Below are 25,458 nucleotides of genomic sequence, written 5' to 3'. Positions count from 1 at the left end.
GCGCTTATGCCTCGGCGTCGTCGATCAGCGTCAGCACGTCGCCGATCAGATGGCGCATCGCGCTCCGCGCCGCATCGGGATCATGCGCCGCGATCGCATCGCGAACCGCAGCATGGTCGGCGACACTCGCACTGCGTCCCTTGATCCGGTTGGTGAAGCGGATCGACGTGCGCAGCGCCGTGCTCACCACATCGCGGAACTGCGCATAGAAGGGATTGTTCGACGCGCGCAGGATGGCGACGTGGAAGGCAATATCGGCCTCCAGCGTATCGTCCTCGCCGCGCTCGGCCGCCGCCATGCGGTCGAGCCCGTCACCGATCCGTTTCAGCTCCTCGGGCCGTCCGAACTGCGCCGCGAGCGCCGCCGCTTCGGGCTCGATCGCAACGCGCAGCTGGTTGAACTGCTTGAGCAGCTCGATCGAGAATTGCCGTTCGAGCAACCAGCGCAGCACATCGGTGTCGAACAGGTTCCACGACGAGGTCGGCTGCACGACCGTACCCTGCCGGGGCCGCGCGCTCAGCAGCCCCTTCGCGGTCAGCATCTTCACCGCCTCGCGCGTCACCGATCGGCTGACGCCGTGGCGCTTGGTCAGCTCGGCCTCGGTCGGAAAGGCTTCGTCGTCGAACTGTCCGGTGACGATGGCGCGCCCCAGATTGTCGAGCAGCCCATAGGTCAGGTTGCGCCCGAGCGAAGCGGGCGCGTCATCCTGCCCCAATCCCGATGGTTCCAACGACACGGCGTTCGCCTCCTTTTGAAAAGCCGCGGATCGGCCCTGGCGGCGATGTTAAACCGAACAGAAAAGTAGACAAGCCTAATTAATACGATAAATATACATTACTCGCCGAGGAGGAATCGGGAGGTTGGGAGAGAATATGGTCATGTCGTCGTCCACCATCCCTTTACCCGCCACCGGAAAAGCTCGCGGCCCGCTACGCTCGGCTGCCGGCCGGCGGTTTTTTGCTGCCGCGGCGATGGGCCTGGCAGCGATCGCGACCGTGCCCGCTGCGACGGCCCTGGCACAGGCATCGCCCCCGGCACGCGCGGCCGAACCCTCTCGACAGGCCGAGCGCCGGCCCAATATCCTTTTCATCCTCGTCGATGACATGGGCTTCGGCGACCTGTCGGTGATGGGGAACAAAAAGGTCGCGACGCCCAATATCGACCGGCTGGCCAAGGACGGCGTGCTGCTCACCAAATTCTATGATGCGGCCCCGATCTGCTCCTCGTCGCGCGCGGGTTTCCTGACCGGACGCTTCCCCGCCGACGTCGGCTTTGTCGGCATTACCGGCGCGCGTGCGCGCAACGCCGAAATCGGGCAGGTCGACTGGCTCGACCCGAAACTGCCGACGATCGCCCGCCTGCTCCAGCAGAACGGCTATAAAACCGCGCATATCGGCAAGTGGCATTTGGGCGGCGGGCGCGACATTGGCGACGCGCCATGGCCGACGGCCTATGGCTTCGACAAGAGTTTCACGACCTTCGAGGGGCTCGGCCCGCGCGTGCTCGTTTCGGACGAGGAACGCTTCCTTGCGCAGCAGTCGGACAAGCTCGGCGAGGGTCCGCGCTTCTGGGAGATCAAGACCAACCTCACCGGCCTTTACGCCGACATGACGGTCGATTTCGTCGCGCAGAATTCACAGAAACCGTGGTTCGTGAACCTCTGGCTCAACGACATCCACGATCCCTGGGCGCCCGACGACGAAAGCCTGTCCGACGTCATGGGCAAGGGGGATTCCTCCGACGACGACCGGATGCTCGCGTCGCTGGTCAAGATGGACAAGACGCTCGGCCGCCTGATCGAACGCCTCGACCAGATGGGCGAAATGGACAATACGCTTGTCCTCTTCACGTCGGACAACGGACCTTCTTCGCTGGCACGCTACCACGAGCGCGGCGAAACCGCGCCGGGCAGCACCGAGGGGCTGCGCGGGCGCAAGTTCAGCCTTTACGAAGGCGGCATCCGCCAGCCGCTGATCATGCACTGGCGCGGCCATATGAAGGCAGGAACACGCGACGAGCAGACGGTGGCGCAGGGGGTCGACCTGCTCCCGACCTTTGCCAGCATCATCGGCGCCCGGAAGCCGGCGGGCAGCGCGGGCATCGATCTGTCGCCGGCGCTTCAGGGCCAGCCCGTCGCGCAGCGACCCGACCTGTTCTGGGCCTATGGCAAGGAAGGCCGGCCGATGCTGGGCAAACCCAGCCAGGCGATCGACGTCTCGCCGCGCTTCGCGGTGCGCGAGGGCGACTGGAAGCTACTCGCGAACGACGGCGGCGCCGACGTCGAGCTTTACAACCTTGCGCGCGATCCGATGGAGAAGCAGGATCTGGCGGCAGGCGAGCCGGAGGTACGCGGGCGGTTGCTCGCCAAGCTCAAGAAATGGCTTGCCCAGCTGCCCCAATGAGCGGGCCGCACACGCCGAACCCCGACCGAAACGAGATGATCCCCCGACCATGAAAGCCGCATCGCGCCGCGCCGCCTCTCCCCCCGCCCCGTCGCTCGACGGCATGCGGCATATCGAGGGCGGCACCTTCACCATGGGGTCGGACCGCTTCTATCCCGAGGAACAGCCGCTGCGCCGCGTCAAGGTCGACAGCTTCTGGATCGACGAAACCCCGGTGACCAACCGCGCCTTCGCCGAATTCGTCGCGGCGACGGGCTACCGCACGCTCGCCGAACTTGCGCCCGACCCCAAACTCTATCCCGGCGCCGATCTGGAGGGCATCGAACCCGGATCGCTCCTGTTCCAGAAGGCCGACGGCCTGATCCCGCTCGACGACCCGTCGGGATGGTGGGCCTTCGTCCCCGGCGTCGACTGGCGCCATCCGACCGGCCCCGACAGCTCGATCGACGGGATGGAGGATCACCCCGTCGTCCACGTCGCGCACAGCGATGCCGAAGCCTATGCGAATTGGGCGGGCAAGTCGCTGCCGACCGAGGCCGAATGGGAATATGCGGCGCGCGGCGGCATCGACGGGCAAGAATTTGCGTGGGGCGACGAGCTGGCGCCGGACGGCGCGATCCTCGCCAACTATTGGCTTGGCCTGTTTCCCGTCTCGACGACCAAGCCCGACGGCAATTACCGCACGACGCCGGTCGGCAGCTTTCCCGCCAATGGCTACGGCCTGTTCGACATGATCGGCAATGTCTGGGAATGGACGCGCGACTGGTATGCCGCGCCGCAGTCGGCGAAGACCAAGTCGCCTTGCTGCGCGGTCGCCAACCCGCGCGGCGCAACGCTCGCGCAAAGCTATGACGATGCGAATCCCGGCGCGCGCATCGGCCGCAAGGTCATGAAGGGCGGATCGCATCTTTGCGCCGTCAATTATTGCCAGCGTTACCGCCCGGCGGCGCGGCATCCGCAACATGTCGACAGCGCGACGAGCCACATCGGCTTTCGCTGCGTGTCGCGACGAAAGGGAGAATGAAGATGCGACGGACCGTCCACTGGAGCCGCCGGGCGATGCTCGCGCTGCTGATCACGGCAACCTCGGCGTGCAGCCAGACCCCGGCGCCGCGGGCGGCGCTGACGCCTGCGCCAGCACCCGCGACAGCGCAGCGGCCCAACGTCCTGCTCATCCTCGTCGACGATCTCAAGCCCGCGCTTGGCGCCTATGGCGACCGCACCGCGATCACCCCCAACATCGACCGCCTCGCGCAGCGCGGGCTGAAGTTCAATCTTGCCTATGCCAACGAAGCCGTCTGCGGGCCGAGCCGCATCAACCTGATGACCGGCGCGCGCTCGACGAGCAGCGGCATCTATAATTTCGGGATGAACCTGCGCGATTATATGCCGGGCGCGGTGACGCTGCCGCAGCATTTCATGCGCGCGGGCTACCACACCGAAAGCATGGGCAAGGTCTATCACATCGGCCACGGCACCGTCGGCGATACCGCTGGCTGGTCGGTCCCGCACCATAAGGAAAAGGTGATCGAATATGTCGATCCCGCCAGCACCGGCGGCAAACCGACGCAGGAAGAGGCGCTGTTCGAAGAGATTCCGGTGCCCGAGGGCAATCCCTTTGCCTATGCGCGCACGTTGGCGCGCGGCGCCGCCTGGGAAATGCCCGACGTCGCCGACGACGCCTATGCCGACGGCCGCACCGCCAAGCGCGCCGAGGAACGGCTGAAGGCGCTGAAACAGGGCAACCAGCCCTTCTTCCTCGCGGTCGGATTTGCGCGCCCGCACCTGCCCTTCTCCGTGCCGAAGCGCTATTGGGACATGTATGATCCAGCGAAGCTGCCGATGCCGGATTTCGAGCAACTGCCCGCTGGCGCGCCCGCCTATACTGACAAGCAAGGCGGCGAGATCACGGCCTATCGCGAGCCGCCGGAGGATGTTCGCGGCGACAAATTCCCGGCCGAGCTGAAACGCACGCTGCTGCACGGCTATTATGCCGGCGTCTCCTATGTCGACGTCCAGATCGGCAAGATGCTGAAAGCGCTCGAACGCGAGGGGCTCGCCGATAACACGATCGTCGTGCTGTGGGGCGACCATGGCTATCACTTGGGCGATCACGGAATCTGGACCAAGCACACCAATCTGGAGCAGGCGACGCGCATCCCGTTGATCTTCGCCGGTCCCGGCGTCGTCAAGGGAGGTTCGACCGACCAGCTCGCCGAGACCGTCGATATCTACCCGACGCTCGCCGCGCTCGCCGCGCTGCCCGCCCCCAACGGACCGCAGCCGATCGACGGCATCTCGCTCGCGCCGGTGCTGCATGACCCGGCGACGCGCGTTCGCGGCTATGCTTATCACGCCTATCCGCGTCCGGGACGGCTCGGGCAGGCGATCCGCACCGATCGCTATCGCCTCGTCCGCTGGACCGAAGAAAAGACCGGCGCGCGCGACTATGAACTCTACGACCTCGTCGCCGATCCCGAAGAGAAGCGCAACCAGGCGGACGCGCTGCCCAAGGTGCGCGCCGAACTCGACGCGATCCTCGACACCCAGCCCGCGGCGCGGCCGATCAACGGCAAGCCTCGCCGGAACTGAGGGGTTCGGGGAATAAGGAAAAGGCCGCGGTACCCGCGGCCTTTTCTTTATCACAAGCGCAGGGCGGTCAGCGCCCGCGCGACGGAACCGGAAGCGGCGTGTCGCTGGCGACGGGCTCGCCGAACTGCGGCCACCCCGCCTCGCTCCACCCGAAACGCTGGATATGCGGCGCGCGCGCGGACGTGCATTTCATCCCCGGCCCCGGATTGGCGTGATAGATGATCCAGCTTTCCTTGCCGTCGGGCGAGGTGAAAAAACCGTTGTGTCCGGTCGCATAGACGCCGTTCGCGCTCTTGAACACCGGCTGGGCGGTCTTGGTCCAGACCTTGGGATCGAGGACGTCCGACCTTGCGGGCGCGTGGAGCAGGCCGAGTGAATAGTCGTCAGACCAGCAGGCGCTCGCCGAGTAGGTCAGGAACAGATCGCCCTTCGGCCCCAGTAGAAACTCCGGACCTTCGAGGATCTGGCGCCCGCCCTGCTTTTCCCAGAACTTGTCGGGCATCGCGATCACGCTTTCGGGTCCGGTGAGCGTCCAGGGGTTGCGCATTTCGGCGATCGCCAGCCCGCTGTCGGAACCGATATAGGGCGAGTAAGCGAAATAGCGTTTGCCGCCATGTTCGAAGACCGTGCCGTCGATCCCGGCGCGCGCGGTATTCACGCGCCCCCTATCGACCCATTCGCCCTGCATCGGATCTGCGCCCGCATTCTCGAGCACAAAGACCGCGCGGTGTTGGTCGTCCTTGAAGCCGCTCGCGGTCGCCGAATAATAGAGATACCATTTGCCGTCGAACCGGTGGAGTTCGGGTGCCCAGATGCTGTGTGCGTTCGGCCCCCTGGTGGGGGGCGTCCACACGACCCGCTTCTCCGCTTTCGCGAGGTCGGCGATATTGTCGGTCCGCCACAGCATGATGCGATTGCCCAGCGTGTGCGTGTAATAATAGACACCGTCGACTTGCGTGATCCACGGATCGGGCCCCGAAGTGAGCAGCGGGTTGGTGAAGGTCGTCGCCGCCGGCGCCTCCGCGCCGCCCGCCGGAGCGGCCATGCCGGCCAGCAACGCGGCAGCGAGCAGCGCTGCCGATCGCCGGAGACGTCCGTCACGCGGCTTGCCGAGGCGGCGGTTCGAATCCGCCACCGCCCATTGATCAACGACCTTCATTCGTTTCCCTCGTCCGTTCAGAATTTCACCCGGGCACCGATGCTATAGACCGTCTCGTCGCCCTGCAGGGCGAACACGACGCGCTCGTCGCCCCAATAGGTCGACGTCTTGTTGCGCAGGATGTTCGTCCCGCCGATGTCGAGCCGCAGCGCATCGGTCACATCATAACCGATGCTGAAGTCGAGGCGGCCGGCAGGCCGGACATAGGACAGGAACACCGGGATGTAGGGCGCGTCGACCGGCCGACTTTCGTCATAGGGTCGCACCGCGACGCCGCCCGTATTGTCGCCGTTGATATATTTCGACCGGAAGGTCCAGATCAGGCGCCCGCTCAGACCCTTTTTGTCATAGAGCAGTCCGGCGGTGTAATTATATTTGGACACACCGACCAGCGGATTGCCCGCGAGGGGATCGTCGCCCTTGATCTTCGAATCGGCGAGCGTGAACGCCCCCTGCACGCCGAAGCCCGACAGCGCGCCTGGCAGGAAGTCGAAGAAATATTGGGCGCTGACCTCGATGCCCTTGAGGTCGACCGATCCGACATTGCGCGGGGTGGAGATCAGGTAATTTTCGCCGCCGATCTCCTCCTGCCGGTTGGCGGTGACGACACGGTCCTTGATCGAGCGATAATAACCGGTGATCGCGACATAGCCGCTGTCGAAATAATATTCGGCGGTCAGGTCGATGCTGTCAGATTGCTGCGGGCGCAGGTCGGGATTGCCGCGCTGGCCGTTGTTGATGAGGAACACGTTACCGACGACGGTCAGCGATTCGGAAGGGTTGAGCGAACCGAAATCGGGGCGGCGCATCGAGCGGGAATAGGTCAGGCGCGTCTGGAACGAGCCCGGGAATTTCAGGCGCGCGGTCGCCGACGGCAGGATATCGACGTCCGACCTCTTGGCAACGATCGGGCTGAAGGCATCGCTGCCCTCGACGCGCTCGAAGCCGGAGATGGTGCGGTCGGTCTTGACGACGCGCGTGCCGACCACCCCGTCGAGGGTGAGCGCGCCGATCGGGATTTCATAGCCGCCCTCCAGATAGGCGGCCAAGGTTTCCTCGCTGGCGTTGAATTCCTTGGTCGGATCGTAAGGCGGCGCCTCGAGCGGCAGGCCGAACAGGTCGCGCAGTTCGTTCCGCCCACGTTCGGACCGCAGATAGGCGGGATTCACGCCCAGGAACGCCTGCCCGCCATTGAGCCGCGGCGCGACGCCGATCACACCCAGGAAATCGGGCGACAGCGGCAGCGAAGAAATCAGCCGAGCATTCGCCTCCGACGGGGTACCGATATTGCCGAAGCCGATCGACTGCACGGTGTTGGTCTGGCGCACTTCCTGGAACCGCGCCTCGCGCTTGGCGTAACGCAGGCCGCCGCGAAGCTTGGTCAATATGCCGTCGAATTCATATTCGCTGTCCATGCGCGCCTGGAACAGGCTGCCCTTGCCGGTCGAGAAATTCTGGTTGATCGAATTGCGCAGCGAGACATTTTCGGAGCTGAGCGGGATCGACGGATCGATCGTGAAAGATGGGCCGTCATTATCGTCGAATTCGACGAAGACCGTCGGCACGCGCTGGCCGACTTCGGCGTTGAAATTCTCGGTCACCGAGCGCGACGTCTGATAGGCGACGTCGACCTTGAGCACGCCGCGATCCTGTTCGAAAATCAGGCCGCCGGCGACCATCTTGTTCCGCTGCGTCACCTCTTCGGACGAGCTGTTCTGGTTGACCACGACATTGTTGAAGCGCGCGCTCGTGGGCTCGCACATCGTTCTGACAGTCGCGGGCTGAAGCGTTTGCGTGCCATCGGCATTGTTCACGATCTGCGGGTTCGTCCCCGCGCCGTTGACGCGCGCGTCGATGCAATAATCGCTAAGGGTGATCTCGGCGATCTGCGAATTGTTGGTGAAAGGCTGGGGGTTGAAACCGGCGAAGCCCGTCGTGCTGTTGAAATAGGTATAAAGGCCGTCGGCATAGAATTGCAGCGACGGGGTCGCCTGCCATTGCAGCGCGGCATTGGCCTGGAAACGCTTGATATCGCCGACGTCGGGCATGTTGCGCAGCACCTGCGGCATCATGATGTCCGCCGTGCCGAAGGGCGCGCCCGAGACGAAGCGGCGTTCACCCAGATTGGTGACGCTGCGAATATTCTCGGCCTGCGAATAGGTCACATTGACCAGCGCGCCGATCTCGCCAATCGACGAATCGGTCTTCGCGGCGGCGAGCGCGCCGAACTGCGGGTTGCTCGCGTCGGCGGTCGTCGCGTAATTCTGGCGCGCCGTCAGGACCAGTGTCGGGTCGCGGAAGCTGAACGGGCGGTTGAGACGCAGGTCGAGCGCGCCCGCGACCCCACCCTCGATCTGGTCGGCGGTCTGAGATTTGAAGGCGTCGATCCGCGCGAGGGCTTCGGCGGGGACGTCCTGCAGGTCGAAGCCGCGCCCGGTCGTGGTCACGACCTCGCGCCCGTTCACCGTCGTCAATATGTCGGTGAGGCCGCGGATGCGGACGGTCGACAGTTCGTTGTTGCGGTCGTTCTGGACCTGGATGCCCGGAACGCGCTGCAGCGCCGCGGCGACGGTCGGATCGGGCAGCTTTCCGATGTCGGTCGCGACGATCGAATCGACGACCTGCGTGGCGTTGCGCTTCACCTCCGCCGCGCGTTCGAGCGACTGGCGCACGCCGGTGACGACGATGTCGCCGTCGGCGCTTTCCGCTTGCCGGGACGGATCCTGCGCCGCCGGCGCCACCGTATCCTGAGCAACCGCCGGCATCGAAACGAACACGGCCGTCGCCGACACCGCGCCCAACAAAGTCTTACGCATAACCCTCTCCCTGTTCGACGCGTTTCGCGCGCTCGTCACCGGCCCCGATCGCGGGATCGATTCTTGAAACGATAAATAATATAAAACGGAGAATACCGCAACGCGCGATCGCGACGTGGCACCACTAGAAAAAATGCGCCGGAGGTGGATTCGGCGCATTTTTTTGTCGATTGAACGGTGACCGTTCTCAGTCGCCCTCGCCGTCCATCGCGCCGCGTTCGAAGCGGGGTTTGACGGGAACTGCCCCGCTGTCGCCCTGCGCCTTGCGCCACGCGGCGAGCCGGCCGCGAAGTTCCGACAATGTCTTGGCGTAGCGCGGGTCGCCGGCCAGGTTCACCTTTTCATCGGGGTCCGCCTTCAGGTCATAAAGTTCCTCGGCGGGCCGCTTGTAATAGCTGTCGACGATCGCCTTGGCGGCGGGGTCCTTGTCCGCCGCGTCGCGCCACGAAGGGAAATAGGCGCCCGAATCGGTGCGCTTCACCTTCAGGTCGATGTGCGTCGTGTAAGTCCAGTCGGGGTGGAGGTTTTCGATATATTTCCAGCGATCGGTGCGGATGCTGCGCATCGGATAGACGTTCACGCGGCCGTCATTGTTATGCGTGGTGAAAATCTCTTTCCGCCCTGCGGCCTGCTTGCCGACGCCCACCAGGCCGGCAAAGGAAAGGCCGTCGATGCCTTCGGGTGCCTTGCCTCCGGCAAGCTCGACCAGCGTCGGCAGGACATCGACCCAGCTCACCATCGCGTCGGTACGGGTTCCCGCCTTCACATGGCCGTTCCAGCGCACGACCATCGGCACGCGCGTGCCCGTGTCATAGAGGTTCCACTTCCCGAACGGCCACTGCGTGCCATGGTCGGTCGAATAGAGAACGAACGTGTCCTTCCCCAGCACGGCATCGACCGCGTCCATCGTCGACGCGAGATCCTGGTCCATCCGCGTCACCGCGGCATAGAAGCGCGCGCGCGCATCGCGCGTGATCGGCGTGTCGACCGTCTTCGGCGGCAGCTTCATCGCCGCCGGATCATAGCCTTCGGTCGTCCGCGGCCACGGCACATGCGGCCAGTTGCTGCCCACGAACAGCGCGAGCGGGCGCTTGTCCTTGCGCTCCTTCAGCCATTCGGCCGCAGCCGGAATGCCCTTGTGATCGTGGAAGGTGTCGTTCGCATAATAATCGAAACCATAGGTTCCGGTGTGCTGATAGTGCGCGACCTTGCCGAAGGCGACGACCTGATACCCCTGTTCCTGCAAATAGGACGGCAGCTTGCGGATCGCCGCGTTGGCGCGGTCGTGGTTCGCCTCCGCCCCGTTGCGCGCGGGCATCATGCCGGTGAGCAAGGCGGCGCGGCTCGGCGCGCAGGCGGGCGAGGCGACGAAGGCACGGTCGAACGACATGCCTTCGGACGCGAGGCGCTGCAACGCCGGGGTGCGGACATTGGCGTCGCCGTTGATCGACACGTCGCCGTAGCTGAGGTCGTCCGCGAGGAAGATCACGATATTGGGCTTCGCGGACGCCTTGGCGGCGCCTTGCGCGTAACCGGGCGCGGCAGACGCGAAGGAAAAGGCGAGGATGCTCGATGCGAGCACCAGATTGCGCCGGCTGAATTTACTCATCGGAAATCTCCCGGATTATGAAGTTATTATCGGCCAAGCGCGGCGATGAAGGCGCGTGCGCGCTCACCGACCTCGCCCGCAGTCACGCCCGGCCGGTAGAGCGCCGACCCGAGGCCAAAGCCCGCCGCGCCAGCCGCCGTCCATGGCGCCATATTGTCGGGCGCGATCCCCCCGACGGGCAGCAATCGCGTCCCCGCCGGAACCACCGCGCCCAGCGCCTTGAGTACCGCCGGGCTGGCGGCCTCGGCCGGAAACAGCTTCAGCGCCGTCGCGCCCGCCGCCAGCGCGGCAAAGGCCTCGCTGGGGGTCGCGAAGCCCGGAAGCGACACGAGCCCTGCTCCAACCGCCGCGGCCACGACGTCGACATTGGTGTTGGGCGAGATGATCATCGTTCCGCCCGCATCAGCGACGGCGGCAACATCGGCGGTCGTCAGCACCGTCCCGGCACCGATTACCGCACGTCCTTTCAAACGGCCCGCGAGGCGGCCGATGCTGTCCAGCGGGTCGGGCGAGTTCAGCGGCACTTCGATCAGCGTGAAGCCCGCCTCGACCAGCGCCTCGCCGATCGCCTCGACTTCGTCCGGTTTCACCCCGCGCAGGATCGCGATCAACGGGCAGCGGGCGAAGGCGGCGTCGAAGGCGGCAATATGGGTCATAGGGCATTGTCTCCGATGGCGAGGATGCCGCGCGCAAAGGCGCTATGGCTGTCGACGATCACCGGCTCGCGGCCGGTCGCCGCGACGGCGGTGGCATAAAGATTGCCGAGCGCAGGGTCGGCGAGAATATGGATCTGCTCGAACGCGCAATCGTCCATGCGCGCGGTGACATCGGCCCCGATCAGCACGCCGCTCGCGAAGGAGGCCGCATCGGCATCGTCGCGCAGGCCGAGCACCGACGCCGCGCGGATGCCGAACAGCGAGGCGGCGAGGTCGCGCCGCGCGCCTTCGGCCAGCCCTTCGCGAAACGCGTCGCCGTCAGTGACCTCAGCGGTCAGCGAACCCGCGAGCAGGCTGTGTCCGCGAAGCAAAGCGAAAAGCTCGCCCGTCATCGCGGTGGTGAAGCCGGTGATGCGCCCGCCGGCCATCGTCGCCCATTTGCAATGCGTTCCGGGCTGCACGAGCAGCGCGTCGGGCGGCGACATCCAGCCCGCCACCGCGCCGAGCAACTGCACCTCCTCGCCGCGCATCACGTCGGCGCGGCCATTTTGCGAACAGGAAACGCCCGGTACGATCGCAGTCCGGTCATCGATCCAGTCGAGCCCCGCGACCAGCTCGTCGATCCCCGCCGGCGCCGCGACATAGGGCACGACGCGCCAGCCGACGGTCGAGCCGACCATGCCCGCGAGCAGCATCGGCAGGTCGCCGAAGCGCTCGCGGATCGCCGCGACTTCGCCCGCGAAGTCGCTGACCGACGCAGCGCCGCGGTCGTCGCGCTCGGTATGCGCGACCGCGCCGCCCTCGAAGCGGAACACACGCCGGTTGGTCGTGCCCCAGTCGATGGCGAGAAAGGCGGACGGCGCGCTCACCACCAGGTCGCGTAGAGCGCGATGAGGATCAGGATCACCAGCACCCCGGCGATATTGAAGCCCCTGGTCGTGGCGAAAGAGACGCCTTGCATGACGATCCGGTTGCTGTCGGCACGCGCGGGGCGTGCGAGCGAGACGATCACCGCCAACGCCAGGCTGGCGAAGAAGACGATGAGCATGCGATCCATAAAAGGTACGGCGTTGAACGCCGCGATCCCGCCCCATTCGGCAGGGAACCAGAAAATGAGGCTGAACAGCACCGAGGCGACAGCACCGACCAGCGCCCCTGCTTCGGTCGCGCGGGGCCAGAACAGGCCGAGCAGGAATATGACGGTGATGCCCGGCGTCACGAAACCGGAGAATTCCTGGATATACTGGAATGCCTGATCGAGGCTGCCGAGCAAGGGACGCGCGGTGAAGATCGCGAGAAGCGTCGCGACGACGGCGGTGATCCGGCCGACAAAAACGAGCTGGCGTTCGTGCGCGCTGGTGAGGTTAGCGTCCTGACTGGCATCCTGCGCTCGCGACTCCACCCCTTTCATCTTGGCATAGAGGTCGAGCGTGAAAATGGTGGCGACCGAATTGATCTTGGACGCCGTCGAGGCGATGATTGCCGCGACCAATGCTGCGAAGACAAGGCCGAGCAGGCCGACCGGGAGCAGCCCCATCATAGTCGGATAGGCCTGGTCGGGCTTGGCCAGATCGGGCGCGAGGATCACCGCAGCGATACCGGGCAGCACGATGATGACGGGCATCAGCAGCTTCAGGAAGGCGGCGAACACCACACCCTTTTGCGCTTCGCCAAGGTTCTTGGCCGCCAGCGCGCGCTGGATGATATATTGATTGAACCCCCAATAGCTGAGGTTCGCGATCCACATGCCGCCGATCAGCACCGAAAGCCCGGGCAAATCCTTGTAAAACGGATTGTCCTGCGAGAGGATCATGTCGAATTTTTCGGGCAATTCAGTGGTCAGGCGCGCAAAGCCGCCCAGCACGCCTGCATCGCCGCCGATCTGGCTGAGCGTGAGATAGGAGATGACGAGGCCGCCGAACACGAGCAGCGTCACCTGGACGATATCGGTGAGCGCCACCGCCTTGAGCCCGCCGCGAAGCTGGTAGACGAGCGCGAAGGCGCCGAGGCCGAACAAGGCGACGTCCTGGTTCACCCCCGCAACCTGGGTGACGGCGATCGAACCGAGCCACAGGATCGAGGTAAGGTTCACAAAGATGTAGAGAACCAGCCAGAATATAGCCATCACGGTGCGGATCGTCGGCCCGAACCGCTGTTCCAGGAACTGCGGCATGGTGTAGATTTCATTCTTCAGGAAGATCGGCAGGAACCATTTGCCGACGATCAGCAGCGTCAGCGCCGCCATCCATTCATAGGAGGCGATCGCAAGCCCGATGGCATAGCCCGAACCCGACATGCCGACGATCTGCTCGGCCGAAATATTCGCCGCGATCAACGACGCGCCGATCGCCCACCAGGGGAGCGATTTCGAGGCGAGGAAATAATCCGACGTGTCCTTGGTGTGCCCCGCCTTTTCGCGGCTCACCCATTGCGCGAGGCCGAAAATGCCGATGGCATATATGACGATGACGATGATATCGATTTGCGACAGGCCCGACATACGGACTCTCCCCTTGGCTGTTTATTGAAATCACATTTATCTGATTTAAACGGCTTGTCTAGCTTCCTGTGTGGAATCGGTGATAAGGCCTGTCAAAATATTGCGTGGAGACGAACGTGGCGAACATGTCGGGATTGGGAATTGACGATGCGGGACCGCAACTTGGGCGTAATCTGACCTATGGCATGCTCGATGCGATCGGGCGTGCGATCGTCGTAGGCGATTATGAGGGCGAGATATTCCCGACCGAGGCGGAGCTTGCGAAACAGCATGGCGTCAGCCGCTCGGTGACGCGCGAGGCGGTGAAAATGCTGACCGCGAAGGGGCTTCTGAGCGCCCGCCCGCGTCAGGGCACGATCGTCCAGCCCACGACATCGTGGAACCTCTTCGACACCGATGTCCTGCGCTGGCTGCTCGAGCGGCAATTTTCGATCGACCTCCTCCGGCAGTTCAACGAGCTGCGCGTCGCGATCGAACCCGAAGCGGCAGCATTGGCCGCGCGCGTCGCGACGGCGGACGATATCGAGCGGGTGAACGCGGGGCTGAAACGGATGGAAAAGGCCGAACGCGGCGACGATGATACGCTGGAAAGCGACATCGCGTTTCACATTGCCGTGCTTCGAGCCTCGCGCAACCCGTTCTACGCCCAGTTTCGCGACGTCGTCAGCACCGCGCTGCGCACCTCGATCCGCTTTACCAACCGCGTCAAGGGCCGCACCGCCAATGTCGGCGACCATGCCGCGGTGCGCGACGCGATCGTGGCCGGCAATCCCGACAAGGCGCGCAAGGCGATGCGCGCGCTGATCAGCGATGTGCTCGAACTGATCGACGCCGCCAAGCCCGACGGTGCCGCCGCCCGGGGGTGACGGCACCGCTCAGCTCCTACTGCTTCGCCTTCGCTCCGGTAGTCAGGCGATAGGTCATCACGTTGCGATAGGTGCCACCGGGCGCGAGGCGCGCGTCCGGGAAATTCTTCTGGTTCGGCGCGTCGGGGAAAATCTGCGGCTCCATGACCAGCGCGTCGCCCATCCGGTAAATCTTCTTGCTTTTGCCGTGGCTCGTCGCGTCGAAGAAATTGCCCGAATACATCTGCAGCCCCGGCTGGTTCGACCAGAGTTCGAAGCCGCGCCCTGACGCCGGATCCTCGACCCGCGCCATCAGATGCTGGTCGGCTGTGACCTTCCGCCCGATCACCCAATTATGGTCGTAGCCGCGGCCGAAGACGATCTGCTCGTCGCTGGCATCGCGGACGCGATCGCCGATCGCGGTCGGCTTGCGGAAATCGAACACGGTCCCCGCCACCGGACGATATTCACCGGTCGGAATAGCGCCCGAATCGGTCGGCAGATAGCTTTCCGCCGGGATCGTCACGACATGCCCCATCGCACCGTTCGCCGATCCCTCGCCCGACAAGTTCCAATAGGCATGGTTGGTGATGTTCGCGATCGTCGGCCGGTCGGTCGTGGCGACATATTCGATACGCAGATCGTTATTTTCGTCGAGCGAATAGATGGCATCGACCGTCATCGTGCCGGGGTAGCCCTGGTCCCCGTCGGGGCTGACATAGCGCAGCGTGACCGACGCCGTCGGACCACTCTTGACGGAGGTCACTTCCCACAACACCTTGTCGAAACCGAGCGTCCCGCCGTGCAGCGCGTTCGCACCATTGTTGACCGGCGTCTGCCAGGTCTTGCCGTCGAGCTTGAAGCGCCCGCCCGCGAGGCGGTTGGCGAAGCGGCCGACGGTCGATCCGAAATATTGCGGCTGGTCAATATAGTCGGCCAGATTGTCGTATCCGAGCGCGACATCGGCTTTCTTGCCGTCGCGGTCAGGCATGACGACCGATTGCAGCGTCGCGCCGAGAGCGATGACCCTTGCCGAAATGCCATTGGCGTTGGTCAGTGTCACCGCGGGTACGCTGCGCCCATCGGGCATCTTGCCGAAGGTCGATTGCGACGCCTCCGCGCCAAGCGCCGGCGTCGCCGCGACCAATGCCGCCGCAGCGGCGCCCCAAGCCAGTTTCGTCATCTTCTTCACTCCTCTAACCCTTATATTTCAGCGTCGGCAGGCCGCGACACCCCGGATCGACCTCGAACAAGGCGCCGCCATGTTCCTCGGTCACGCCATCAGACGCCGAGGTTACGAACAGCCGGTCGAGATGGGGGCCGGCAAAGGTGCAGCTGGTGATTTGCGACGCAGGAAGGTCGATATGACGATCGGGCGCACCGTCGGGCGCAAAGCGCATGACGCGCGAAGCCCCCCAACAGGCGACCCACAAGCCGCCTTCGGCGTCGAAGGTCATCCCGTCGGGATTGCCCCATTGCTCGTCGAAGACGATGAAGGGCGCGGCCTCGCCGAGCGAGCCGTCGTCCCGAACATCGAAACGAAAGATCGTCCCGCGCGCGGTGTCGGTGTGTAGCAGGAAGGCGCCGTCCGGATCGATCGCCGGACCGTTGGCGATCGTATAGGGCCCGTCGACCTGCGCCAGCGCGCCGTCCGGATCGAGGCGATAGAAGGCGCCCGAGGGCCGGTCGCAGGTGACCGGCATCGTCCCGGCCCAGATCCGGCCGCGCGCATCTGCTTTCGCATCGTTCAGCCGATTACCGGCGTTGCGCGGATCGACCGATACGATCGGCTCCCGTTCGTCGGCCTCAAGGTCGATCCGGACGATATCGCGGCCGATCCCCGCAACGAAGCCGCCCGCCTCGCGCTCGATGATCCAGGCTGCGTAATGCGGCTGGTCGAAACTGTCGACGCGCCCGTCCGCCAGCGCCATGCGGTTGATCCGCCGGCCGAGGATATCGACCCAGAACAGCGCATCGTGCCGCGCCGACCACATCGGGCCTTCGCCCAGCCGGTCGCGCCCGTCGCGCGCGATCACCCGCACATCGGACATCAGTGGCTGTCTCTCGGCAATCCATGCGTCTGCGCGACGCGCTGATATTTGACCGCCATTTCGAGGACCGCGCCGCCGTCGAACTGCCCGGTCAGCGCGCGGTGGATTTCCTGCCACGGCGTCTGCGCGGGCGGCATATAGTCGGGATCGGCCTTGAGCGCGGCGCGGCGGCGTTCGAGCTCGGCGTCGTCGACGAGCATGTTCGCCGTGCGCTTGGCAAGGTCGATACGGATGCGATCCCCGGTCCGGACAAGAGCCAGTCCGCCGCCGACAACCGCTTCGGGCGCCGCGTTCAGGATCGACGGGCTGCCGCTGGTCCCCGATTGGCGCCCGTCGCCGATGCACGGCAGCGCGTGGACGCCGCCCTGTATCAGGGCCGCGGGCGGGCGCATGTTCACGACCTCGGCGCCGCCCGGATAGCCGATCGGCCCGGCGCCGCGCATGATCAGGATCGAATTGGCGTCGGCACCAAGCGCCGGATCGTCGATGCGGCTATGATAATCTTCGGGCCCGTCGAACACGATCGCGACACCCTCGAACGCGTCGGGATCCGCCGCATTGCTTAGATAACGTTCCCGGAACTCGGGCGAAATGACGCTGAGCTTCATCACCGCATTGTCGAACAGATTGCCGCGCAGCACGGTCAGCCCCGCCGCAGGCTTCAGCGGTGCGTCGAGTTTGCGGATGATATCGATATCCTGCGTATCGGCCTCGCCGATATTCGCCGCCACCGTCTGGCCGTTGGCGGTCAACGCTTCGCCATCGATCAGCCCAGCGCGCAGCAACTGCCCCATCACCGCGGGGACACCGCCCGCGCGATAGAAATCCTCGGCCAGATAGCTGCCCGCCGGTTGCAGATTGACGATCAGCGGCACGTCGGCGCCTTGCGCCTCCCAATCCTCGAGCGTCAGTTCGACGCCGATATGGCGCGCGATCGCGTTGAGATGGATCGGCGCGTTGGTCGATCCGCCGATCGCCGAATTGACGCGGATCGCATTGAGGAAGGCGGTGCGAGTTAAAATATCGCTCGGCTTGCGGTCGGCGAGAACCATCTCGACGATCTGCATGCCCGTGCGATACGCGCATTCCTGCCGGTCGCGATAAGGCGCGGGGATCGCGGCCGATCCGGGCAGCGACATGCCGAGCGCCTCGGTCAGCGAGTTCATCGTCGTCGCGGTGCCCATCGTGTTGCACCAGCCGGTCGACGGCGCCGAGGAGGCGACGAGCTCGAGGAAGCCCTTATAGTCGATCTCGCCCGCCGCGAGCAGTTCGCGGGCTTTCCACACGATCGTTCCCGACCCGGTGCGCTCGCCCTTGAACCAACCGTTGAGCATCGGGCCGACCGACAGCGCGATCGCCGGCAGATTCACCGTCGCCGCCGCCATCAGGCACGCGGGCGTGGTCTTGTCGCACCCGATCGTCAGCACCACGCCGTCGAGCGGATAGCCATGAATCGCCTCGACAAGGCTGAGATACTGGAGGTTGCGGTCGAGCCCAGCGGTCGGGCGCTTGCCGGTTTCCTGGATCGGATGCGTCGGAAATTCGATCGCGATGCCGCCCGCGTCGCGAATCCCGTCGCGGACGCGCTTCGCGAGCTCGATGTGGTGGCGGTTGCACGGAGTCAGGTCGCTGCCGGTCTGGGCGATGCCGATGATCGGGCGCCCCGACTGCAATTCGTCGATGCTGAAACCATAGTTCAGATATCGCTCAAGATAGAGCGCCGTCATATCCGGGTTGTCCGGGTTGTCGAACCAGGCACGCGACCGCAACCCTGCCTTGCCTTCTGGCCGCGTTTTCGCCCCGTCTCCCATATATATCCTTCTCGATGCACATTTTCAGCCCAAGGCCGGAATCGGTTGATAACCTGAACCGGCACAGATAGGAAGCATATATATCAGACAAATAAAAATGGGATGAAGAATGATGATTCGCCTGGGATTGGTCGGAATTGGAAAAATAGCGCGCGATCAGCATCTTCCGGCCATCGACGCGGACGATCGATACCGGCTTGTCGCCACCGCTAGCCGCCATGCACGGCTCGACGGCGTGCCGGGCCATACCGATATCGCGGAAATGATCGCGACCGATCATGCGCTCGACGCGGTTTCGATCTGCACCCCGCCCGTCGGCCGCCATGCGATCGCGGCGGCGGCGATCGACGCGGGGCTGCATGTCATGCTCGAAAAGCCGCCCGCAGCAACCACGACCGAGATCACCGCGCTCGCCGACCACGCCCGCGCGCGCGGCGTCACCCTGTTCGCGACCTGGCATTCGCGCGAGGCCGCGGGCGTCGCTGCTGCGAGGGACTGGCTGGCCGACAAGCAGATCCGCACCGCGCATATCCGGTGGAAGGAAGACATCCGGCGCTGGCATCCGGGGCAGGAATGGATTCTCGAAGCCGGCGGCTTCGGCGTCTTCGACCCCGGCATCAACGCGCTGTCAATCATGACCGCGATCCTCCCCGCGCCGCTGCTGCTCGACGCGGCGCGGATCGACATTCCGGATGGCCGCAGTTCGCCGATCGGCGCGACGATGGCGATGCGCAGCGGCGATGCCACGGTCACCGCCGACCTTGATTTCCTGCAAACCGGGCCGCAGAGCTGGGACATCGAGGTTGAAACCGATGCCGGCATGTTGCGCCTGTCGATGGGCGGCAGCGTGCTCGAACTGCCGGGCGGCGAACCCGCGACCGGCGCGGATCGTGAATATCCGCGCCTCTATTCCCGCTTCGCCGAACTGGTCGCGGCGGGCAAGAGCGACGTCGACATCCGCCCGCTCCAGCTTGTCGCCGACGCCTTCCTCGTCGCCGAACGGCGCACGGTCGCCCTGTTCCAGTTCTGACAAGCACGCATCCCAATCGCTGAAAAAAAAGGCCCGCCTTTGAAAGGGACGGCGGGCCTTTGGGTGTGCAGACGAAAATAGTGAGGGGCGCACCTAGTCGCGCGCGGCGCCGATCCGCGGGATGCCGATCGATTCGGTATCGCCGATATCGATCGGCACCAGCCCGAAGTGCATACGCCAGGGCGCGGTCGGGTCGTTGCCGAACATCGTGTACCAATAGCGACCCTGCTTATCGCGGAATGCCGTGCCATGGCCGCCGTGCGGCGCCCCCATGCGGCGCTGCGTATAGGGACCGAACAGGCTCTTCGAGGTGCCGTACATCATGTCGTAGGTGCCATGCGTGCGCAGCGGCCCGTGCCATTCGGCGCCGGTCAGGAAATAGACGCCGTTCGCCTTGATCAGCCCGTTTCCTTCATAACCGACATGGTCGCCGTCGGCGTCGACAAGTTTGCGCACCGGCCCCTCGAAGCCGCTGCGCGCGGCGTTGAGTTTTCCGATGCTGCCACCGCCCCACAGGAAATAAAGGCCGTCGTCATCCTCGAACGGAAAGCCGTCGATGCCTTTGACGAAGAAGCTTTTGGTGACATTTTCATAAGGCCCATCGGCCTTCCCGGTCGTCGAGCGATAGAGCCAGGTCTTGCCGCCGACGCCCTTCTCCATCACCGAAAAGGCGAGATAATAGGTTTTGTCGCGCGCCGACCACATGATCTCGGGCGCCCAGAGCTCGGCGATATTCTTGCCGAAATCATAGCCCATGCCCTCCCACTTCCAGATGAAGCCGACCTCGTCCCACTGCTTGAGGTCCGACGAGCGCCATAGCTTCACCCCGCCATCGGGCTTGTGATAGCCATAGCCGTCGAGCGTGCCGACGAGATAGTAGAAGCCGTCGCCGCCGAGCGTCACCGAAGGGTCGCGCATCGTCTCGCTGGTCACCAGCGCCTTGCGCGCGGCGACCGCACTGTCCTCGGTGATCACCGACGCCGCCTGCCGCAGCCGCCCGTCGGGCGCGCGTTCGAGTGGCACAAGCCCGACCTGTTCGCAGAACATCGCAAAGCCATCGTCGCATTTGGGGTTATAGACCGCGGCGAGCCGATCATCGTCGAGCCGCACCAGCGACCCGCGGCCGGCGTGCGGCACCGCGAGCGCGCGCATCGTGAACGGACCGTAGGGCGTTGGCGCCTCTGCCACGAACAAATCCTCGGTCGCGGTGCGCATCCGTCCCGTGACCTCGCTCGCGGCAAGGACATAGCGGTCGCCGTCGCGGACCATCGCCGCGCCGCGCGTGCCGACGCGGGTGCGTACCGGCCAATCCTTGCCGACCGGCGGATGCTTGGCGAACAGCGCCTGATCGGGTTTGAGGAAGCGCGGCGCTTCGGCGAGCTTGCCGAAACCCGGAGCCAGCTTCGCAATCGAGCCGCCACCCCAGAGTAGATAGCCGGTGCCGTCCGTATCGACGAACAGTGACACGTCGGACGCACCATCAACGAGGCACGGCGAAGCCTTGAACGCACCCCCCGGCTGCGCCGCAAGCCCCGTCGCGACGCGCGCGCAACCGGTCTTGTCGGAAAAAGCCAGATACAGCTTGTCGCCCGCAACCGTCACAGACGGGGCTAGATAGCGTTCGGACACGTCGCCGGGCGCGATGCCCTCGCCCGAAATCCTGGCCGGGCCGATGCGCGTCCATGTCGCCGCGTCGGGCGAGGTCCACAGTTCGACGCCGTGCCGCGCGCCGCTACGCAGGCTCGTGCCGGTGAGGATCCACCCGCCCCCCGGCAGCCGCGCGACCGACGCGTCGCCGATCGGCCGTTCGGCAAAGATCGCGGCAACCGGCTTGGCGTCTGCGGCGGGCATCACCGTCGCATTCTTGTCCATCGACGGGTGGTCGGCGAAGATATCGTCGGCGACGGCACTCTTCAGCTTCTGTTGCGCTTCGGCCGACGGCGCCAGCGACAGCGCCGCCAGCGTCAGGCCGGTGATCCAGGTCTTCATCTGCACGGTCATTTACCCTTCTGGAGCGCCTTGAAGTCGTCGAATATCGTATAGTTGGGCGCGGCGCTGCCGTCCGCATTCTTGCGGATCGTCGCCGGCGCGAACACGCTGTTGATCAGCCACGGCGTCTTGTCGGGACCGAAATTGTTCGACATCGAACGTCCCTGCTTGAAGCCATAGGTCGCGACTGCGAGCCGGCCGGTGTCGCGGAACATCTTCATCTGGTTCGCGACATAATGTTTGCGGTTCTCGAACCACGGGCTCATCCGCAGGAAGTCGTCCCATTGCGCCTTGGGGAACGGCGTTTCGAGCGCCGCCTTGATGATCTGCCAGTTCTGCGCGGTGCGCGGTGCCTGATATTTGTCGGCAAAGGCCGGCGCGACGACGCCCTTCATATTCTGCTGCCACCACCAGATGAGCGAAAATTCGGTGACGATGAATGTCTGCTCGGACCGCATGCGCGGCAGGATATAGTCGAGGAAGGGCTTCGACGCCTCGATCGCCGGGATATGCGGGTGGATGTTGACCCCGTCGAGCTCGGGCGTCGCCTTGACGAACGCCATCCAGCGTTCGGTCGACGCGGTCTGGTTCTTCTTGAGATCCATCCGGTTGAGCGCGCCCATATAGAGGCGGGTCTTGCAGTCGCCGGGGCACGCCTTGGCGCGATAGTCGATCACGCGCTTTGTCATCGCCTCGTAAAAGGCGTTGAGATCGAGGTCGCGGTCCTGCTCGCGGCTTTCGATATAGGGTTCGTTGCCGACGACGAGGATATCGACCTTGCCGACCACGAGCGGAAGCACCGCATCGACACGCGCCAGTTCGCGCGCGAACGCCGGCGTGCCCGCCTTGGGGAAATCGCCGCGATTATAAGGAAATTTCAGCGTCAGGATCGTCTTGTAGCCGCGCGCATGGGCATCGAGGATCGCCTTGACCGCGCCATGGTCGGCGGCGCCGCGGTCGAGCTGCGGCATCGGCACGAACAGGCGGACCCAGCGCGCGTCGGCCTTTTCGAGGTCGCGGTAATCGACGTCCTCATAATGCTCGTTGTAATTCGCCCCCAGCGCGCCCTGCGCCTGGGCTACGCCCGGCAGGCAGGCGAGCGCCGCGACGGCGGCCAACAATCCCCGCATCGTCATCTCCTCATGATCCTGGTCACGGCCGGCTGCGGCCGTCCTTTTCGATTTTGTCGAGCCAGCCCGCCAGCTCCACGGTGAGGTCGGGCATTTTGTCCGCGAGGTTCGCCCGCTCGCCGGGATCGCCCGCCAGATTGTAGAGCTGGTGCCGCGGCAGCGTCCCGATCGCATTGCCATGAAACTCGTGCGGCTCGACGCTGCCGCGAATGAATTTCCAGTCGCCGGCACGCAGCGCAAGGATGCGCGCGCCGCTGCTCGCGACGGTGGTCCCCGTCGTCACCATCAGCTTGGTATCCTCGACCACATGGTCGCGGCCGCGCGCGTTGCGTCCCATCAGCGGCACCAGCATGTCGAAGCTGTCGACGGCGGCATCGCGCGGCAGCGCCTGCCCGACCAGCGCCGCCAGCGACGCAACCATATCGACATGATCGACCAGCGCCTCCGACACGTGACCCTCACGCACATGCCCCGGCCAGCTGACGATCATCGGCACCCGCGTCCCGCCTTCGTAGATGCTGTATTTTCCGCTCTGGTACGGACCCGACGGCTTATGCTCACCCGCCAGTTCGACCGCCTGGTCCTCATAACCGTCGAACAGGATCGGCCCATTGTCGCTGCTGAGGATCACGAGAGTGTCATCGGCGATGCCAAGCTCGGCGAGCTTGTCCATCAACGCGCCGACGGTCCAGTCGAACTGGACGATCGCGTCGCCGCGCGGCCCCATGCCCGATGTGCCGGCGAAGCGTGGATGCGGCGCGCGCGGGACATGCGGCTCGTTCATCGCGAAATAGAGGAAGAATGGCTTGTCCCTGCGCGCGGTCACGAAATCGACCGCCTTGCCGAGCAACTGGTCGGTCAGCTCTTCATCCTTCCAACGCGCCGCGTTGCCGCCGGTCATGTAACCGATGCGGCTGATGCCGTTGACGATCGTGTTCGAATGTTCGGGATCGCCCCTGAACTTCAGCTGCTCGGGATGCTCGGCGCCGGTCGGCTCCTCGCCGACCTTGGCCTTGTAATCGACGCGGATCGGGTCGGCGGGATCGAGGTTCACGACGCGCCGGTTCTCGATCAGCACCGTCGGCACGCGGTCGAGCGTCGCGGGCATGAAATAGCCATAGTCGAAGCCGACATCGAGCGGCCCCGGCGCGATCTCGCCGTTCCAGTCGACCTTGCCGTCGCCGAGGCCGAGGTGCCATTTACCCACGACCCCGGTCGCATACCCCGCCTTTTTCAGCATATGCGGCAGGGTGAACTGGCCGGGGCGGATCAGCGCGGGGGCATCGCCTGGCAGGATCTGCGTTCCCGACGCGCGCCAGGCATAATCGCCGGTCAGCAGGGCATAGCGCGACGGCGTGCAGGTGGCGGAGGGCGAATGGGCGTTGAGGAAGCGCGTCCCGCGGGCGGCGAGACGGTCCACGTTGGGCGTCTTGAGATTTGTCGCGCCGTAACAACCCAGATCGCCATAACCGAGGTCGTCGGCATAGATGACGATGATATTGGGCTTGGTGCGCGGGGTGGCCCCCAAGGCGACACGCGGCAGCGCGACCGTTCCCGCGCCCGCCAGCAGCAGCGCCCGACGCGACAATATGGATTTCACGACCCTCTCCTATCGACTTGAGTAGGATATATCTGATTTATTATGAGCGCGCAACGCGGCGGGGCTATTTCGCCTGCATCCGTCGGAAATCGTCTATCCACGCGTAATTGAATGCCGTGGTGCCGTCGGGATTGGGACGGATCGTCCGCCCGGCATAGACGCTGTTTAGCAGCCACGGCGTCTTCTTCGGACCGAAATTGTTCGACATCGAACTGCCCTGCTTGAACCCATAGGTCGCGACCGCCAACCGGCCGGTGTCGCGGAACATCTTCATCTGGTTGACGAGATAATGTTTGCGGTTCTCGAACCACGGGCTCATCCGCAGGAAATCGTCCCACTGCGCCTTGGGAAAAGGCGTTTCGAGCGCCGCCTTGATGATCTGCCAGTTTTGCGCGTTACGCGGCGCCTGATACTTGTCGGCAAAGGCCGGCGCGACCGGCTTGGTCAGATTCTGCTGCCACCAGCCGACGAGCGAAAATTCGGTGACGATGAATGTCTGCTCGGGCCGCATCCGCGGCAGGATATAGTCGAGGAAGGCTTTCGACAGCTCGATCTTTGGAACATGCGGGTGGATGTTGACGCCCTCGATCTCGGGCGTCGCTTTCACATAAGCCAGCCAGCGTTCGGTCGACGGCGTGATATTCTTTTTAAGGTCGAGCCGGTTGAGCGCGCCCATATAGAGTTTCGTCTTGCACTCGCCGCCACAATTGGCCTTGCGATAGGCGATGATACGAGCCGCCATCGCTTCGTAAAAGGCGTTAAGATCGAGGTCGCGGTCCTGCTCGCGCGTTTCGAAATAGGGTTCGTTGCCGATCACCAATATATCGACCTTGCCCATCACCAGCGGTAGCACGGCATCGAGTCGCGCGAGCTCGCGCGCGAAATCCGCGCTTCCCGCCTTGGCAAAGTCGCGGTCGGTTTGCGGCCATTTCAGCGTGAAGATCGTCTTGTACCCCCGCGCACTCGCTTCAAGGGTGGTGCGGATGGCGCCATGCTCCGCCGCGCCGCGATCGACCTGCGGCACGGCGCTATGCTCCGCCGCGCCGCGATCGACCTGCGGCATGGGCAGGAACAGGCGGATCCATTTGGCGCCCGCGTCATCGATTTCCCGATAATCGACATCCTCGAAATGCTCGTTGAAATTCGCGCCGAGCGCGCCCTGTGCCGCAGCGGCGCCGGGGTGCATCATCGTTGCGGCACCAGCGGCCCAAATCCATTTCCCCGGCATTTCGCCCTCCCGTTCTGTGCTGAAACCTTGACTCATCTTA

Annotated in this window: 19 protein-coding genes; 5 read left to right on the top strand and 14 right to left on the bottom strand. The window is 64.8% G+C overall.

Features of this window, described 5'->3' with window-relative positions; genetic code table 11:
• Positions 1-4 precede the first annotated feature (4 nt).
• Entirely contained in the window at positions 5-736 is a 732-nt protein-coding gene (locus VSX79_RS02210) for a FadR/GntR family transcriptional regulator (protein WP_373562840.1), read from the bottom strand.
• Between the two features lie 235 nt (positions 737-971).
• Between VSX79_RS02210 and VSX79_RS02205 the strand changes: the two genes are divergently transcribed.
• The 3 genes from VSX79_RS02205 to VSX79_RS02195 all read left to right on the top strand — a co-directional run bounded on the left by VSX79_RS02205 (position 972) and on the right by VSX79_RS02195 (position 4,994).
• Positions 972-2,402 carry a sulfatase-like hydrolase/transferase gene (locus VSX79_RS02205; RefSeq protein ID WP_326914296.1) on the top strand — a complete coding sequence of 477 codons (1,431 nt, stop codon included), beginning with the start codon at positions 972-974 and terminating at the stop codon, positions 2,400-2,402.
• A gap of 103 nt (positions 2,403-2,505) precedes the next feature.
• On the top strand, positions 2,506-3,426 hold the full coding sequence (locus VSX79_RS02200) for a formylglycine-generating enzyme family protein (RefSeq protein WP_326915209.1): 921 nt from the start codon (positions 2,506-2,508) through the stop codon (positions 3,424-3,426).
• A 2-nt stretch (positions 3,427-3,428) separates the two neighbouring features.
• Positions 3,429-4,994, top strand: coding sequence for a sulfatase (locus tag VSX79_RS02195; protein WP_326914295.1), 1,566 nt, complete (start codon positions 3,429-3,431; stop codon positions 4,992-4,994).
• A gap of 67 nt (positions 4,995-5,061) precedes the next feature.
• Here VSX79_RS02195 and VSX79_RS02190 read toward each other — a convergent pair whose 3' ends face one another.
• The 6 genes from VSX79_RS02190 to VSX79_RS02165 all read right to left on the bottom strand — a co-directional run bounded on the left by VSX79_RS02190 (position 5,062) and on the right by VSX79_RS02165 (position 13,734).
• Complete coding sequence (locus VSX79_RS02190) at positions 5,062-6,153, bottom strand: glycoside hydrolase family 43 protein (protein ID WP_326914294.1); 1,092 nt, start codon at positions 6,151-6,153, stop codon at positions 5,062-5,064.
• Positions 6,154-6,170: 17 nt separating this feature from the next.
• Positions 6,171-8,969 carry a TonB-dependent receptor gene (locus VSX79_RS02185; protein ID WP_326914293.1) on the bottom strand — a complete coding sequence of 933 codons (2,799 nt, stop codon included), beginning with the start codon at positions 8,967-8,969 and terminating at the stop codon, positions 6,171-6,173.
• 187 nt (positions 8,970-9,156) lie between these two features.
• Positions 9,157-10,578 carry a sulfatase family protein gene (locus VSX79_RS02180; RefSeq protein ID WP_179499754.1) on the bottom strand — a complete coding sequence of 474 codons (1,422 nt, stop codon included), beginning with the start codon at positions 10,576-10,578 and terminating at the stop codon, positions 9,157-9,159.
• Between the two features lie 26 nt (positions 10,579-10,604).
• Complete coding sequence (locus VSX79_RS02175; protein WP_179499753.1) at positions 10,605-11,234, bottom strand: 2-dehydro-3-deoxy-6-phosphogalactonate aldolase; 630 nt, start codon at positions 11,232-11,234, stop codon at positions 10,605-10,607.
• Positions 11,231-12,109 (bottom strand): 2-dehydro-3-deoxygalactonokinase, encoded by an 879-nt coding sequence (locus VSX79_RS02170; RefSeq protein WP_179499787.1) that lies wholly within the window; start codon positions 12,107-12,109, stop codon positions 11,231-11,233. The genes VSX79_RS02175 and VSX79_RS02170 overlap by 4 nt, the downstream gene beginning before the upstream one ends.
• On the bottom strand, positions 12,100-13,734 hold the full coding sequence (locus VSX79_RS02165) for a sodium/sugar symporter (protein WP_179499752.1): 1,635 nt from the start codon (positions 13,732-13,734) through the stop codon (positions 12,100-12,102). Before VSX79_RS02165 ends, VSX79_RS02170 begins: the two co-directional genes overlap by 10 nt.
• A gap of 125 nt (positions 13,735-13,859) precedes the next feature.
• Here VSX79_RS02165 and VSX79_RS02160 point away from each other — a divergent pair, with 125 nt between their 5' ends.
• The gene (locus VSX79_RS02160) at positions 13,860-14,600 is read left to right on the top strand and encodes a FadR/GntR family transcriptional regulator (protein ID WP_179499786.1); all 741 of its coding nucleotides are present in this window, start codon (positions 13,860-13,862) and stop codon (positions 14,598-14,600) included.
• A 16-nt stretch (positions 14,601-14,616) separates the two neighbouring features.
• Here the strand turns inward: VSX79_RS02160 and VSX79_RS02155 are convergent, their stop codons facing one another.
• The 3 genes from VSX79_RS02155 to VSX79_RS02145 are packed head-to-tail and all read right to left on the bottom strand — an operon-like array spanning position 14,617 to position 18,441.
• On the bottom strand, positions 14,617-15,762 hold the full coding sequence (locus VSX79_RS02155) for an aldose epimerase family protein (protein WP_326914292.1): 1,146 nt from the start codon (positions 15,760-15,762) through the stop codon (positions 14,617-14,619).
• A gap of 13 nt (positions 15,763-15,775) precedes the next feature.
• The gene (locus VSX79_RS02150; RefSeq protein WP_179499750.1) at positions 15,776-16,630 is read right to left on the bottom strand and encodes an SMP-30/gluconolactonase/LRE family protein; all 855 of its coding nucleotides are present in this window, start codon (positions 16,628-16,630) and stop codon (positions 15,776-15,778) included.
• Entirely contained in the window at positions 16,630-18,441 is a 1,812-nt protein-coding gene (locus VSX79_RS02145) for an IlvD/Edd family dehydratase (protein ID WP_179499749.1), read from the bottom strand. The genes VSX79_RS02150 and VSX79_RS02145 overlap by 1 nt, the downstream gene beginning before the upstream one ends.
• Positions 18,442-18,550: 109 nt before the next feature.
• Here VSX79_RS02145 and VSX79_RS02140 point away from each other — a divergent pair, with 109 nt between their 5' ends.
• The gene (locus VSX79_RS02140) at positions 18,551-19,471 is read left to right on the top strand and encodes a Gfo/Idh/MocA family protein (RefSeq protein ID WP_326914290.1); all 921 of its coding nucleotides are present in this window, start codon (positions 18,551-18,553) and stop codon (positions 19,469-19,471) included.
• A 93-nt stretch (positions 19,472-19,564) separates the two neighbouring features.
• On the opposite strand, the gene VSX79_RS02135 is transcribed toward VSX79_RS02140, so the two are convergent.
• The 4 genes from VSX79_RS02135 to VSX79_RS02120 all read right to left on the bottom strand — a co-directional run bounded on the left by VSX79_RS02135 (position 19,565) and on the right by VSX79_RS02120 (position 25,418).
• Positions 19,565-21,472 (bottom strand): family 43 glycosylhydrolase, encoded by a 1,908-nt coding sequence (locus VSX79_RS02135; RefSeq protein ID WP_179499747.1) that lies wholly within the window; start codon positions 21,470-21,472, stop codon positions 19,565-19,567.
• Complete coding sequence (locus tag VSX79_RS02130; protein WP_326914289.1) at positions 21,469-22,590, bottom strand: hypothetical protein; 1,122 nt, start codon at positions 22,588-22,590, stop codon at positions 21,469-21,471. The genes VSX79_RS02135 and VSX79_RS02130 overlap by 4 nt, the downstream gene beginning before the upstream one ends.
• Positions 22,591-22,612: 22 nt before the next feature.
• Positions 22,613-24,190, bottom strand: a complete 1,578-nt coding sequence (locus tag VSX79_RS02125; protein WP_326914288.1) for a sulfatase family protein — start codon at positions 24,188-24,190, stop codon at positions 22,613-22,615.
• Between the two features lie 64 nt (positions 24,191-24,254).
• A complete protein-coding gene (locus VSX79_RS02120) occupies positions 24,255-25,418 on the bottom strand; it encodes a hypothetical protein (protein WP_326914287.1) in 1,164 nt (387 codons plus the stop codon).
• Between the last annotated feature and the right edge of the window lie 40 nt (positions 25,419-25,458).

This window comes from Sphingopyxis chilensis (genome assembly GCF_035930445.1).
GTDB lineage: Bacteria > Pseudomonadota > Alphaproteobacteria > Sphingomonadales > Sphingomonadaceae > Sphingopyxis > Sphingopyxis chilensis.
The sequence above is the reverse complement of the archived record's forward strand: the minus strand, read 5'-3'. Positions and strand labels throughout refer to the sequence as shown.

What these genes read in the sequence shown, in the direction of transcription:
- VSX79_RS02205 (WP_326914296.1), top strand. Translation starts at nt 972, where the DNA reads ATGGGCCTGGCAGCGATCGCGACCGTGCCCGCTGCGACGGCCCTGGCA.
- VSX79_RS02200 (WP_326915209.1), top strand. Translation starts at nt 2,506, where the DNA reads ATGCGGCATATCGAGGGCGGCACCTTCACCATGGGGTCGGACCGCTTC.
- VSX79_RS02195 (WP_326914295.1), top strand. Translation starts at nt 3,429, where the DNA reads ATGCGACGGACCGTCCACTGGAGCCGCCGGGCGATGCTCGCGCTGCTG.
- VSX79_RS02190 (WP_326914294.1), bottom strand. Translation starts at nt 6,153, where the DNA reads ATGAAGGTCGTTGATCAATGGGCGGTGGCGGATTCGAACCGCCGCCTC.
- VSX79_RS02185 (WP_326914293.1), bottom strand. Translation starts at nt 8,969, where the DNA reads ATGCGTAAGACTTTGTTGGGCGCGGTGTCGGCGACGGCCGTGTTCGTT.
- VSX79_RS02180 (WP_179499754.1), bottom strand. Translation starts at nt 10,578, where the DNA reads ATGAGTAAATTCAGCCGGCGCAATCTGGTGCTCGCATCGAGCATCCTC.
- VSX79_RS02175 (WP_179499753.1), bottom strand. Translation starts at nt 11,234, where the DNA reads ATGACCCATATTGCCGCCTTCGACGCCGCCTTCGCCCGCTGCCCGTTG.
- VSX79_RS02165 (WP_179499752.1), bottom strand. Translation starts at nt 13,734, where the DNA reads ATGTCGGGCCTGTCGCAAATCGATATCATCGTCATCGTCATATATGCC.
- VSX79_RS02160 (WP_179499786.1), top strand. Translation starts at nt 13,860, where the DNA reads ATGTCGGGATTGGGAATTGACGATGCGGGACCGCAACTTGGGCGTAAT.
- VSX79_RS02155 (WP_326914292.1), bottom strand. Translation starts at nt 15,762, where the DNA reads ATGACGAAACTGGCTTGGGGCGCCGCTGCGGCGGCATTGGTCGCGGCG.
- VSX79_RS02150 (WP_179499750.1), bottom strand. Translation starts at nt 16,630, where the DNA reads ATGTCCGATGTGCGGGTGATCGCGCGCGACGGGCGCGACCGGCTGGGC.
- VSX79_RS02145 (WP_179499749.1), bottom strand. Translation starts at nt 18,441, where the DNA reads ATGGGAGACGGGGCGAAAACGCGGCCAGAAGGCAAGGCAGGGTTGCGG.
- VSX79_RS02140 (WP_326914290.1), top strand. Translation starts at nt 18,551, where the DNA reads ATGATGATTCGCCTGGGATTGGTCGGAATTGGAAAAATAGCGCGCGAT.
- VSX79_RS02135 (WP_179499747.1), bottom strand. Translation starts at nt 21,472, where the DNA reads ATGACCGTGCAGATGAAGACCTGGATCACCGGCCTGACGCTGGCGGCG.
- VSX79_RS02130 (WP_326914289.1), bottom strand. Translation starts at nt 22,590, where the DNA reads ATGCGGGGATTGTTGGCCGCCGTCGCGGCGCTCGCCTGCCTGCCGGGC.
- VSX79_RS02120 (WP_326914287.1), bottom strand. Translation starts at nt 25,418, where the DNA reads ATGCCGGGGAAATGGATTTGGGCCGCTGGTGCCGCAACGATGATGCAC.